This window comes from Hoeflea ulvae, from assembly GCF_026619435.1.
In the GTDB taxonomy this organism is placed as follows: domain Bacteria; phylum Pseudomonadota; class Alphaproteobacteria; order Rhizobiales; family Rhizobiaceae; genus Hoeflea; species Hoeflea ulvae.
In genome coordinates, this window is record NZ_JAOVZQ010000001.1 from 2,369,163 (window position 1) to 2,381,238 (window position 12,076).

Genomic DNA, 12,076 nt, shown 5'->3' on the forward strand with positions numbered 1-12,076 from the left:
GATACATAGAGGAATTTAACCATGTCCGCCAAACCACAGAATAGCGTTTTCCCCGCAAATGCAAGCGGGTTGACTGCTGAGGCGGCGCTGGAAGCACAGCGCATGCAGCGTGCTGCTGCAATGGTGACCGTTTCCAACAGGCTGGAGCGTGCCGACGTGCCGCGGCTTCTCGAAGCTGCCGGCAAGGTCATCGGCCAGCTGGCCGAGCCTGCAACGGTAATCCGTATCGCGGAGAAGAACCCGGATGCGATCTGGCTGTTTGCACGCCGGGGCAGGACCCGCGCGGAAGGCTTCATGTCCGCTCTTCTGCTCAATGAGGCAGGCCGATCGGCGCTGTTTGAAGGCAGCCTGAACCTTCTTGATCCGCAGGACGAGTATCTCGTGTGCCAGCATGAACGGCCCGCCGCAATCTATGTCTGGGCCAGCTTCACGCCGGGCATTCTGGCGGCCGGCATCAACCGCGTCATGGACCGCTTCGACTCGCCCCATTACGCCGAAGCCGACGTCGTCTCGACCTCGTTCACCATCCGCGGACATCGCGCCATGGTCCGGCGCGGCTTTGAGCACGGCGTCTGGCACGATGGCCATTTCCTCGAGGGTTTCTACATGATCCCGCGCCGGTCGAAAACGCTGGCCGAACGGCTGCCGCGCTACGCCACCCATGATCCCGTGCTGCGGCCGACCGGCATCCGTGTGGTGACGGGGTTTGACGACATGATGCGGGTTGCCGCGGTGCGCTCGGCCGTCTTTATCGGAGAACAGGCCTGCCCCTTTGACGAAGAGTTCGACGGCAATGACCTGGCCGCCACCCATCTGCTGGCGCTGGTCGACAACGAGCCGGCCGGCTGCATGCGCGTGCGCTATTTCGGGGATTTCGCCAAGATGGAACGGCTGGCGGTGCGCAAGGAATTCCGCACGTCACGCACGGCCTTCGAGCTGGTGCGCGCCAGCGTTGCATTGTGCAAGGAGAAGGGGTTCCGCCGGATCTATGGCCATGCCCGCGAGGACTATCTGCCTTTCTGGCAGCATTTCGGCTTCAAGCTCAAGGAAAACGGTGCGCCCTTCGCCTTCTCGGATCATGTTTTCGTCGAAATGATCGACGACATCGAACCGTCGCCGACAGCGATCTCGCTCAAGGACGGACCCTACCGGCTGATCCGGCCGGAAGGCGCATGGCATGTCCCGGGCCCGCTTGAACTGTCGGCCGCACGGCATGCGCATTCCCATAGTCCGCACATGTGAGAGGCACTGTTCATGTTCACAGCCCAAGCAACATCCTACGCCTGGATCATTCGCACGCTGGTTACCTGCCGCGAAGAAGCGGACCGGCTCAAGCATGGCGATCTGAGCCACCTCATCAACATGGCCGTGCTGCAGACGGCGCTGGACTGGGAGGGCCATGAACCCTCGAAGGGCCAGGAGACAAATCTCGATGCGCTGCTGCGCCTCAAAATGAAACTCGCGTTTTCAGAACGGAGCGACAATATCGTCCTTCTGAACAGCAAAACCGCCGGGGAAGCCTAACGACCAGCGGTTTGCCGGGCGGGTGCTAGGGTTGACGCCACCGTTCGCGGCGCATCCGTCCGGTTTTATTTGAACCCATGGGACGAGCTGTTCCGTGCAGGGAAAGACCGGGGCTGCGTCAGTGCAGCTCCGGTCTTTCCGGTTTTGGGTCCGAGCGCCGCATGGGCGCCGGGCTTGTCGGAAGAAAAGCGGCCTACAAGGTCAGCCGGAGTTGCACCACGCCCTTCCTGATCGCATCCATGATCGGGGCAAGCTGCTGCCGCGATGGCGCATCGAAATAGTGGGCTTTGCTCGACGCGCATTCCGACAGCACCGTCTCCGTGGTGACCACCGGCTTTTCGAGCCGGATGGTGTAGATTTCGACGCCGTCTTCCTTGGCATTGGTGCAGGCGGCGATCGTCTTCTTGTCCAGCGCCGAGGTGGTCTGGCCGGAGCTTGCCGCGGTGAGGCCGTCCAGGCGGCCGTCAACCAGATATCCCATGCTGGTGTAACTCGATCCAAGCAGGTTGTTGAGGTTGCCGAAGGAGTTCTCGCCGTCGCTGACGAAGATCATGATCTTCTCGACCGATCCGTCGGCCTCGTCCGAGCCCTCGGTGAAGGGTTCGCGGCTCGAAAGCACGCGCCAGCCCCACATCACCCCTTCCAGCATGTTGTTGCTGCCGGAGGCTGTGAGTTTCCGCACCGTCGACCTGATCTCGTCGAAGTCGGTTGTCAGCGTGACCAGCGGTTCGACCTCACACCCAAATCCCGGACCTTTCGGCGCGGACTGACCTGAAAGCGAGATCGACGGCGAGAAATCCGCTTTCGGTTTCTTCCATTTCATCACCTGGACGATGGCGTCATCGGTGTCCTTCGGCTTGACATATTTGCCGGTGCGGCCATAGCGCACGAGCTGGTCTTCCTTGTCGGTTTCCGTGGTGCCCTTGCCTTTGAGGGGCAGTCCGGAATCCGGCAGGTAGGAATTGGCAAACAGCAGCGGGATGTCGGGTTCATCAATGGCGAAGAACGGCGTGAACAGTGACTGCTTGTCATTCGGGTCGGGCACGGTGTCAAAGACATCGTGCAGCGTCTTGCCATTGGCCACGCGTGTTTCCACGCATCCGGGCCAGTCCACCTTGAGATGTCTGAACATGGCAAAACGGCTGAATTCCGAGGGCAGGTCGGATTGCGGGATTGGTGCCTTGGCGTCCTGGTCGAGCCAGTCGGCCGCGGGCACCTTGACCTTGCCGCCGCCATTGATCACCGGGCCGAATTCCGGCCCGACATTGACGAAGCCGGAATAGGGAACAAGCGCGATCTTGACCTGGTCCTTGTCAAGCCCGAGCGCCTCGATGTCATCCACCAGGCCGATGATGGCATTTTGCAATGTCACCAGCTTGCCGCCGGCCATCGAGCCGGTGGTGTCGAGCACAAGCGCGATCTCGTATCTGGTCGAGGCATAGGTGGCTTCCGAGCGGACATTGACCATGACGGATTTCTTGTTCAACAGCCCGCTAAAGACCAGCGGCTTGTCCACGGCGACATTGATCCGGGCAACGCCGCTCGCCGTGGCGGCCGCGACCTGTGCGGTAGTGAAGCCGTAATTGGCGGCAACCACCTGGCGGGCGATCTCGACGGCATACGGGCCGGTGATCTCGCCTTCGCGGGCAACTGCGAGGGCGGCCGCATCTGCCGCATTCTGCAATTCGCTTTTCTGGAGGCTCAAGCCGACATAGTCGACCGCCAGTCCGCCCGACAGCATCACCGGAACGGCGAGAATGGCAAAGGCCATGCCGAAATTTCCGGATGTGTCCTTGAGAAGGGGAATTTTCCTCAACATCTTAATATACCTGAATCTGCAATCATGCTCTGGCTCCGGCCGGCAACTGTTCATTCGAACCAAGGCCCCGTGCCATCTTCTTGTTCTTGCGGTGATTATGGAAATCTAAGTTAAAATAACGGTTTCCTAACTGCTGAAATATCTAACTAACGCGCTGGAATACTTGCGGGTAAAAACTGATAGGGGGGTGATTTTCGAGGCTTGCCGGGAGGCAAACGCAGCAGCGATTTTGCGGCAAAAATCAAAACCGGCCTTGCGCCGAAAACGTCGATGATCTATGGCCTGTGACCAGTCGGAGCGTAGCGCAGCCCGGTAGCGCACTTGTCTGGGGGACAAGGGGTCGTGGGTTCGAATCCCGCCGCTCCGACCATTTTTATCTTTTGAGTATCAAGGGCTTATTGGTATTGCCACCATTTGCGTCCTAGCCAATGGTCATGCTTTCGGGAGTTCGTAAGCGCATAGTAAGCACCACAAATATCTTTGGGATAAGCGGAAGCGGCAATGAGCGATGTGTAGGCCGCCGGCCTGCATCTTGTTTGTCAGGTCCCCCAATGCCTTCACCCCGTCCAAGTGGCGACATATTGACCGGCACCGCAAAATGGCTTGGTGGATCGAGCATCGGGTTGAAGCGGCACCTTATACCGCATGTGAGTTGTCTTGATTTATTGCAGCGCTCGGAAAGCCGATGCAATATGGCGATGCCTGTCCATTTGGCCGCAAAGGAGATTCGCTGATGTGTAACCTCTACAATCTCACGATAGGACCGCAGGCAATTCTCGAATTCACAAGAGCGGTTGTGAACGAGGTCGGCAATCTCGAACCTGGGAAAGTGTATCCCGACTATTCGGCACCCATCGTGCGGACAGGCGAGGATGGCAAGCGCGTGCTTGCGCGAGCGCGCTGGGGCATGCCCACGCCATCGAAGTTTCTTGAGGGCAAGAAGGTCGACAAAGGCGTCACCAATGTGCGCAACGCATCTTCGCCCCATTGGCGGCGCTGGCTTGGAGTTGAGAGCCGTTGTGTGGTTCCGGCGACAGAGTTTGCTGAGCCGGACCCAGCAAGCAAGGCGGAGGGGGAAAGGACACCCAATGCTTGGTTCGCCGTCAATGACGATCGACCTCTGTTTGTTTTTGCTGGCATTTGGACCCGCTGGACAAGCGTTCGAAAGCTTAAGGAGGGTGAGATCGAGACGGATCTTTATGCCTTCCTCACAATCCAGCCCAATGCCATAGTCGAGCCGGTCCACAAGAAGGCAATGCCGGTGCTTCTCACAACTAGCGAAGAAATCGACATTTGGCTTTCTGCCCCGTGGGACGAGGCGAAAGAGCTGCAGCGGCCGCTGCCCGAAGATCTGCTGAAGATGGTGGACGAGACCTAGGCAGATCACGGGGCTACTTGGTAGGCCCCTCACAAGCGGGGAGGCATGTCATGGCAACGGACATACGGCATAAATTGGCAAAGGTGCAATTCATCCACGGGTCGATCGAGGGGCTAATAGGTCTTGCGAAGGCCGAAAAATTCGAGATGCTCGCCTATCTCCTCGAAACGGCGAGGCACGAAAGCGAAACTCTTGAGGCAACGCTGAAAGACGGGCTTGCCAAGCCTGTATGAATGGACGATCCAGAGCGCCGGGACGGCAGCTTTGGAGATTCGATGCTGTGTTCACGCCCGAGAAACCCATCATCATTGAAACATTCGCCGACCTGCTCGAACATGGCTACCGACTAAACGGCACCTGCCACGGCTTTAGGGTTAACCGCGATGTTGACCTGTCGCGATGCCCCGCGAGAAGAACCTACATCAATCAACTCAAATGCCGAGATTGTGGATCATCGGTCATGATCATTTTGAGCAAGACTCAAACAATCTCCGATAACCATAATCCGGCACTGGATAAGTGGCGCTAGCGACGAGGCAGGGAGTCTATTGATCCTACCTCTCAGCAGGGCGGGGCTGTTTGATGTGTTCGTGGGGTCCCGCTTTACCTTCGCGGGCCTAACTTCCCCCTGTTTGGCGGTAAGGGGATGAGTTGGGCAAAGCGATGATTCTCGACAACAAATATCCTAAGCCGGAAAATTTGCTAGGAAGTTGAAGATGGAAGGTTTCGCCTGAAGGCGGAAGGTGAAGAAAACGGCGGAACCAGTGGTGAAAATTGAGCTGTCGGACTCTCCTTTCGCAAGGCTGAGCCTCTATATTCGCCGCTATGAAGACGCCGTCGTGATAGTTTTGATGTGAGCTTCGATCCGCGCTTTAGTTTTCGTCCTAAGTTTGCGGAGGCTGACCTTAGCCTTAAGCAGGGCATCCCTTCGCAAACTATCCTGATTTACAGCATTGGAGGATGCGTTGAAAAATCCTAGAACTTCATCCTCGAGCTCGTTGAACCCGTTCAACCAATCGGTATCGTCGGTGAACATGCTCTCATTCGCATCATTTAAGCGGCTCTCAAGTTTGCCAAGCGCGTCAATAGTGGACCGATTGAGGATTTCAATTTCCGGCTTAAGCTGATCCAACGTTTGCCCTGATCGAGCGATTGACTCGGCTTTGGTCGCCGCAACCTCACAATCGGCGAGGGCTTCTAGCAGAGGAGTCTTAACGGTACTCCGAAATTCTTCGAGGCGAATTGTTTGAGTGCGGATGGCAAGAGTTGACCGGTTAGCGACTCGACGATTCCGTTCGCTCCACATCAAGGAAATAATGGAAATACCCAAAGCCCCCCACAATCGGATTTCATTCCAATTCCAAACGGCTGCCTTGGTTACAACTTCCTGAGTTTCTGCCATTTTAGGTTTTGAACGCAGATCCGCGGCGTTCGGTTAGGCTTCTGTCTATCCCTCGAAGGATCTGCTCCATCATTACCGGCTTCGCGATGAAATTGTAATGTCGAAGAAATTCGTCCTTGGATTTAAAGCGCTTAACACTCTCAGAGAACATACCTTGAAAGAACGAGGCGGCCACTGCGTCGATGTCATCTGGGATGATAACGGACACAACCTCGCCCTTAGCATCGAGTCGATCGAGGTCGTATTTCTTCCGGGCTTCCACGCCACGTTCATGGCCGGAGATGTTACGAACTGTACCGCCGGCAATCTCTCTGAAGTCAATCCGTGTTGCTTCAAGAACCATCGAACACTCTCCTTAACACATCCGGATCCAACGAAAATCCTATGCTGATCGCCGTGCCTGGCATTTTTGCGTCAAGATCGAACACATATTCAGGGTCTGGCGGAATGCTAGCTGAATTCTGGCTATTGAACCACTGCACGCGCGGGGGCGGCTTTGCGTCCCCGCTTATCATTCCCTTGTTATAAGGTCCTTTAAGCTGGATACAAGACGAACCTGAAATAATCGTTACCTGCGGGGTATGCCTTTGGTCGTTGGTTTGTCCTAGCTCGGTGACGAAGTCGAGGATGTCCATTATCCCAAACCCACCTCGATTGGCGGCGTCGGCCTCCTCCACGCAAGTGACGCCGTCCTGCAGAGCCGCCAACGTTCTTAAAGTATCGTCAGATTGTCTAGCACCTGCTCGTCGCATGGCCGCAATGTAGGCTGCGATTTCGCTCTTCTGGTTCGGGTGCGCGCGCGATAGGCTTTCAGAGAAGGTATCTCCGATGGAAACTATCCCTATACTGGCCTTATATGTCGGGCCACCGTCGACCTCGCTGCGTTTGGCTAGGAAGCCCGAAACAGACCATGAACCGTCACGGCGGTAACCGTCTGAGTGCCGCTCCGCATTCTCAAGCACCTCTCCTAGCAGATTCATCAACTTTTCTCTGCCTGATTCCGTCAATTCCAGCTCGATCTCTGGACGGCCTAGCCACTCATCGATAGCGCCTACAAATCTGTCTGTCGCGTAGTCGCGCGTGGGTACATCTACGAACGGAGATCGGCTGTCGGTCCCACCGGCGCGGCGGCGCCTAGAAAGTGGGAATGCCCAAACGTCTTTGAAGTCTGACAGCCCCTTGAAGCCGACACCCAATGCGTACTGAATTCCAATGGCAGCCAAGACTTTTTGCATTGGCACATTCATCTCGCCGCCTTCAAAGACGGGGATCATCTCCTTCCAGCACTCCACGAGCACCATGAACGGCGCGACGTCGAGACAGTATTCGTCCTTGAAGTTGATGCGCGCGCCAAGGCACCGAGCTTCAGCCTCCGCTATCTGTCTGAGAGCAGTTAGAGTGGCTCGGGGGTTTTTTAGGAAACTGAAATCTTCTAAATCGATCTCAGTGCCGACCGATTGAGGATTCCTATTTCTCAGTCTTTGCCAGAAGTTTGGCTTGGTTCGCTCTGGATAAAGTCCATCGAGTACCACTGAGGTTCGCATCTCACGTAGCAACAAAACCAGATCTGCGGATGTCAATTCGCTACGTTGCGGATTGTATGTCTTATTTTTGCGAACCACATTCTCAATGGCTCGCTTGACGCCGAGTTTGGATTGTCCCTTTAAACCCTTTACGTTCCAAGATTTTGCAAGCGCGTTACGCCGCTGCTGTGCTGAATTGCGCAAGACCACGTCCACAGCAGTTTCGTTATGGGTAAGAGCTCTCCGTACGAGCTCGGCAGTGCTGATTGTTCTCAACGCGGATTCACATTTGCTATTTGAGGCGCGGCGACCGTGAGTCGATGATGGACCGCTAGCCGCGGTTGTATTATCCCTTGTAGGTTGTGACATCATAGCCTGTTGTTGGCAACGTGCACTCCCGGATTGCTGCTGAACATCGCGTGGATTAGGGGGGCGATCAGCATCTATTCTTGGATCTTGAGTGAGATCGACTCCCTGGAGCGTGCCGAGCTTGTCGCCACATGAGCGGCGCTTTGCAAGCGCGTAAAAAAGTTAGGCAAGAAAGTGGGCCAAGCTGGCGCACATGTTTGATATGCTTGAGTAACCGATAGACTCAGCCTTTGGTTGCGTCCACCTTGATCTCTCCCGTCGATTCGCGCACGATTAAGGTAACATAGGAGGACGCGCTTGATGGCAAGAAAATTTAGAGCATCGGTTCAGTATAACGACTTCCGCGGGACTGCCGCAGCGGATCGCGGCGACAATAATGACCTGCTTTCACACTTCCGTGACCAAGGTTATGTCAGCGAGAAGGACGTGCTTGTGGCTATCGAATTCTGGAGTGGCGAAAACCACAGCGGCCCAGTGAAGGAAATGTCCGTGACGCTGACAGTTGCCGACATTCAGAATCACACAACGTTGGACGATTTCTTGGCCGATCCAAAGCGACCATCTCTGCGATCAGTCCATGTTGATATGACAAACGACGAGTTTTTTGGGTTTTTCAAGCGCTTCAATGTCGTACTTACGCATAGCAGATACGAAGATCAGATCGGCGCCAACGAGTACGAGGCGGATGACATTTATCCGAACGACTCGTAGCCGCGGCAATGGAGACAGGTGAATGACGCGAGACGCGTTCGCACAATCTTTCAAGATCGTTGGCCGGATCCTATCAAAGTTAGCTGGAGGTGGACTTCGAAGAATCGATTTGTGGCCAGTCGATTTGTTTGAAATGGACTATTTAGATGATGGATGGGTGGAACTCGATGAACACTTTTATGACGTGATGACGTGATGACGTGGCTCGAAAAAGAGGGCGCGATCACCTTTCAGGAGCAGATTGCCGGCACTGCCGGTGAAAGCGGATTTGGTGGCGTACAGCTAACCTCGCTTGGGTTAACGCTTCTAAGTTCTGACACCGGAGAAGAGCTGCCTGGTGCGACCATTAAAGAAACGCTGTCACGGGACACTTCGTTGGCGCCGACCATCTATACAAAAATTGGCGCCCTGTTTGGCGGTTTACTTGGTGGTTTTACCAAAACGATATCTTAAGCCGAAACCTTCAGCGGATAAGGCCGGTCACTGACCGGCCGCGTTGTCTCTCTCTGCGCGTTCATCCCGCGTCAAAGGAAAGGATGCGCTGAATATGGACGATCATCCTGCGGGTAAAGTGAGATCGCTGTTCACAGCGGCAAAGGGCGCGCTTCGTGCGCGCCCTCGATGATGGTGGTGGTTTCAGTGGCGCGGAGTAGCAACCGGCTGCAACCGCCTAGCCTGATCCGCTGCCCGATCGGCGCAACTCTCAATCAGCAGCTCGCCAAATCTCGAGGACCGGAGAGCTTCGTGGACCGCTGCCAGGTCTAAGAGGTCAGTGCCAGCCTCGACGAGCTTTTCGGCCATAAGCTTGGCCGTGAAATCATTGACCGCTGCCCGCATTGTTGGGGTCATGAAGCCATGAATTGCCCGCGGTGAACGCTGGTCGCTTGTCGTCGGATCGGTGGGGGTGATATTGTTCAAGGAAGCCATACGGCTCTCCATTCGATCGGTTGTGGTCAGAGCCGCCGGCGGGTGCAACCGTCCGGTGGCTCGCTGCTTTCGAAGCAGCGTCGCAAACTTGCATTAGATGCAGTGAAATATCAAGCCAAAAATCATAACAATATCAATAGGATATAATTCGATTTAACCGAATTTGCTTAGCGACGATATTTGATTTAATCGAGTAGTCATGCATCGCATGAGCCAGCGCCTTCGCTCTCTCCAGACCGTCCAGCTTGCGGCGGAGATCCTTGACCGTGGCGGCGCTGACGACCTCGCCAGCGGCGATCATCGCCTCGATCTGCTCGCGGACTTCCGGCGGGTATTCGGGGCGGCAAGCTCATAGAGAGACTTGCTTTCCAAATCGGCCACGGTGGCCGATTTCCATCGCCATAGACACGGGAAACTTCCATGAAACGGCGGGCTGTCCTCTCGCTCATATCGAATTCTTTTTCGATCCAGGGCAGAAAGTTCCCGTGCCCGATCTGCTCTTTCACGGCGAGCAAATTGCGGTCAATTCGATAGTGTCCGGCTGGCCGTTCGCCTACGTCGCTGAAATCGTGAGCAGAAATCAATGAGGCGGACAAACTTATGTCCGCCTATTGTCCGCTTCGGTACTTTTCCCTGGATCCATGGGCAAGTCGTGTTATTTCAATGGTGCGCACGATCTTTCACGGAAATTATGCGCGGATTTGACTGGAAGTATCTGGAAAATTGTAAAATGCCGTGTAGCAACCTCTAGACTCTTTCGGCGGGCTGCATCATCATCAGTGCTTTCAAGGAATTAGAATATGGCAAATAAATCCGGTGATCGTCCGCCAAGCACGCGCCCCTCACAGCCGGTGACAGGTCAGAAGTCGTATACCCCACCTTCGAGGCAACCCGGCACGACCTACCGACCGAGTGCGCCACCTTCCCAGCCGTCCCCGCCTCCGCCGAAAAAGGGTTAACGCTTAGGCGCGTAGCGCAAGTCAATTTGTCTTATGCTGGATGCGGGGACAATCGAGTAATTCACCCCCCAGTTGACTTCCCGGACGCTGCTCTGCGGCTTGTGGATTTGGTCATCTTTGACCTTTTTGTATACGTCGGTCACGCATAATGCGATTGATCCGTCTGCTCCCATTACGACTGGCCCGAATGGAGCATCTGCAAAACTCCCAGTGTCGGCGCACATCAATTCTGTTCCATCATCGAGCACTACAAGAGCTTGAGTGACATGATGCTTGGTGTCCCTGAAAAAAGTAGTCAACACGGATGGATCATCGTCTACGTAGGATAGGGCCGCTCTCGAGAACGCTTTCCGGATCAAATCTCGAAAAACCTTTCGCCACAGAGCACCGGCTGTAGCAGACGCAAGAAAAGCTGCGAGAACGGCAAAAACGGTTCCGAAGCGTGGCTGGATGAATAGAAAGGGCATCGTGGCGACCAAGCCGAAAGCGATTGTTATAAACGCGATATCGAGTTGCTTGTGGTGATCGCGCAACCCGGCGTTTGCAGCCAAATAGCCGATATAGCCCGCGCCGAATGCCACCTGAAGCTGAAGTGAAGCGGAAAAGAACTCGATTGGCATTGAACCCTCCTTTGGACGGGATGATCTTAACGTCGGTTTTCTAGAACTATCGCTGCTGCAATTGCCTCGGCGTCCCCGCGACCAATTGTAAGTTTGACCATATCAACTTCACTTTCAATGTAGGCGACTATTGACGCTTTCGATTTGGCGTCAATACCAACGATGCTACCGGATATCTGCCGAAACGATTTCTCCGACGTCGGCGCCGCCTCGTCGCGGGGCATAATCATTTCAAGGTCGAGCCGACCGCCCTCGCAATGGTGAATGCGAAGGAAGCCCCTCTTGGCGAGGTCTTGGAGCATGTCGGGGGCGTGGCGGCTCGATAGCTGCGCAGCCGATGCCAGAGCGATCATGCGGCCACGATACCGGCCACGCGGCCCGGCCATACCAGCGGCGGCGGCAGCCAGGCGGACTGTAGCTGATGAGATCCGTGCGTCGCCGGCGATATCGGCCAGCCAGTTGATCTGAACGCTCATGTGGTTGTCTCCGCCAGTAGACAAATTTCACCGTCGACAAGCTCGATCAGACGAGCCGATACAAGCTCGGTAATAGCGCGGTTTGTGGCAGCGCGGGATAGGCCCGCGCCGGAGGTCAAATTCAAGCTTCCCGAAGGGCTATGGGCGCGACCGCCGATTGCTTCGGTGCCAACGAAGATGGCAAGTGTGCGTGCGTCTGGTGACAGATCATTATCGTCAGTCAAAAACATCAGCCAATACAGCGCGGTGCGATTGAGCGGTGCGGCTTCGGGCGGACTATCGTCGGGCTGGCGCGCAGCTTCCATTCGCTGAAACTCTGGTGTGCGGTAGATGCTCATTCGCTTAGGCTCTCCTGATCTTGGAAAATG

Annotated in this window: 15 protein-coding genes and 1 tRNA gene; 7 read left to right on the top strand and 9 right to left on the bottom strand. The window is 55.6% G+C overall.

Annotation, left to right across the window (positions count from 1 at the left end):
- Positions 1–21 precede the first annotated feature (21 nt).
- Together OEG82_RS11185 and OEG82_RS11190 are read left to right on the top strand one after the other, a co-directional pair.
- Complete coding sequence (locus OEG82_RS11185) at positions 22–1,242, top strand: GNAT family N-acetyltransferase (protein WP_267612529.1); 1,221 nt, start codon at positions 22–24, stop codon at positions 1,240–1,242.
- Positions 1,243–1,254: 12 nt separating this feature from the next.
- A complete protein-coding gene (locus tag OEG82_RS11190; RefSeq protein WP_267612530.1) occupies positions 1,255–1,524 on the top strand; it encodes a hypothetical protein in 270 nt (89 codons plus the stop codon).
- Between the two features lie 193 nt (positions 1,525–1,717).
- On the opposite strand, the gene OEG82_RS11195 is transcribed toward OEG82_RS11190, so the two are convergent.
- Entirely contained in the window at positions 1,718–3,343 is a 1,626-nt protein-coding gene (locus OEG82_RS11195) for a pilus assembly protein (RefSeq protein ID WP_267612531.1), read from the bottom strand.
- A gap of 293 nt (positions 3,344–3,636) precedes the next feature.
- Here OEG82_RS11195 and OEG82_RS11200 point away from each other — a divergent pair.
- From OEG82_RS11200 to OEG82_RS11210, 3 genes are all read left to right on the top strand, one after another.
- Positions 3,637–3,713, top strand: a tRNA-Pro gene (locus OEG82_RS11200).
- Between the two features lie 363 nt (positions 3,714–4,076).
- Positions 4,077–4,721 (top strand): SOS response-associated peptidase, encoded by a 645-nt coding sequence (locus tag OEG82_RS11205; RefSeq protein ID WP_267614929.1) that lies wholly within the window; start codon positions 4,077–4,079, stop codon positions 4,719–4,721.
- 50 nt (positions 4,722–4,771) lie between these two features.
- A complete protein-coding gene (locus OEG82_RS11210) occupies positions 4,772–4,954 on the top strand; it encodes a hypothetical protein (RefSeq protein ID WP_267612532.1) in 183 nt (60 codons plus the stop codon).
- A 590-nt stretch (positions 4,955–5,544) separates the two neighbouring features.
- Here OEG82_RS11210 and OEG82_RS11215 read toward each other — a convergent pair.
- The 3 genes from OEG82_RS11215 to OEG82_RS11225 are packed head-to-tail and all read right to left on the bottom strand — an operon-like array spanning position 5,545 to position 7,850.
- The gene (locus tag OEG82_RS11215) at positions 5,545–6,123 is read right to left on the bottom strand and encodes a hypothetical protein (RefSeq protein ID WP_267612533.1); all 579 of its coding nucleotides are present in this window, start codon (positions 6,121–6,123) and stop codon (positions 5,545–5,547) included.
- Position 6,124: 1 nt separating this feature from the next.
- The gene (locus OEG82_RS11220; protein WP_267612534.1) at positions 6,125–6,466 is read right to left on the bottom strand and encodes a hypothetical protein; all 342 of its coding nucleotides are present in this window, start codon (positions 6,464–6,466) and stop codon (positions 6,125–6,127) included.
- Entirely contained in the window at positions 6,456–7,850 is a 1,395-nt protein-coding gene (locus tag OEG82_RS11225; RefSeq protein ID WP_267612535.1) for a hypothetical protein, read from the bottom strand. The genes OEG82_RS11220 and OEG82_RS11225 overlap by 11 nt, the downstream gene beginning before the upstream one ends.
- A gap of 465 nt (positions 7,851–8,315) precedes the next feature.
- Here OEG82_RS11225 and OEG82_RS11230 point away from each other — a divergent pair, with 465 nt between their 5' ends.
- A complete protein-coding gene (locus OEG82_RS11230; protein ID WP_267612536.1) occupies positions 8,316–8,726 on the top strand; it encodes a hypothetical protein in 411 nt (136 codons plus the stop codon).
- Between the two features lie 195 nt (positions 8,727–8,921).
- The gene (locus OEG82_RS11235; protein ID WP_267612537.1) at positions 8,922–9,179 is read left to right on the top strand and encodes a hypothetical protein; all 258 of its coding nucleotides are present in this window, start codon (positions 8,922–8,924) and stop codon (positions 9,177–9,179) included.
- 183 nt (positions 9,180–9,362) lie between these two features.
- Here OEG82_RS11235 and OEG82_RS11240 read toward each other — a convergent pair whose 3' ends face one another.
- The 5 genes from OEG82_RS11240 to OEG82_RS11260 all read right to left on the bottom strand — a co-directional run bounded on the left by OEG82_RS11240 (position 9,363) and on the right by OEG82_RS11260 (position 12,046).
- Entirely contained in the window at positions 9,363–9,653 is a 291-nt protein-coding gene (locus OEG82_RS11240; protein WP_267612538.1) for a hypothetical protein, read from the bottom strand.
- Between the two features lie 197 nt (positions 9,654–9,850).
- The gene (locus OEG82_RS24315; RefSeq protein ID WP_425497642.1) at positions 9,851–10,159 is read right to left on the bottom strand and encodes a DUF3102 domain-containing protein; all 309 of its coding nucleotides are present in this window, start codon (positions 10,157–10,159) and stop codon (positions 9,851–9,853) included.
- 449 nt (positions 10,160–10,608) lie between these two features.
- The gene (locus OEG82_RS11250) at positions 10,609–11,232 is read right to left on the bottom strand and encodes a hypothetical protein (protein ID WP_267612540.1); all 624 of its coding nucleotides are present in this window, start codon (positions 11,230–11,232) and stop codon (positions 10,609–10,611) included.
- 26 nt (positions 11,233–11,258) lie between these two features.
- Positions 11,259–11,708: a hypothetical protein gene (locus tag OEG82_RS11255; RefSeq protein ID WP_267612541.1), complete on the bottom strand. Its 450-nt coding sequence runs from the start codon at positions 11,706–11,708 to the stop codon at positions 11,259–11,261.
- Positions 11,705–12,046 (bottom strand): hypothetical protein, encoded by a 342-nt coding sequence (locus tag OEG82_RS11260; protein ID WP_267612542.1) that lies wholly within the window; start codon positions 12,044–12,046, stop codon positions 11,705–11,707. The genes OEG82_RS11255 and OEG82_RS11260 overlap by 4 nt, the downstream gene beginning before the upstream one ends.
- Positions 12,047–12,076 lie beyond the last annotated feature (30 nt).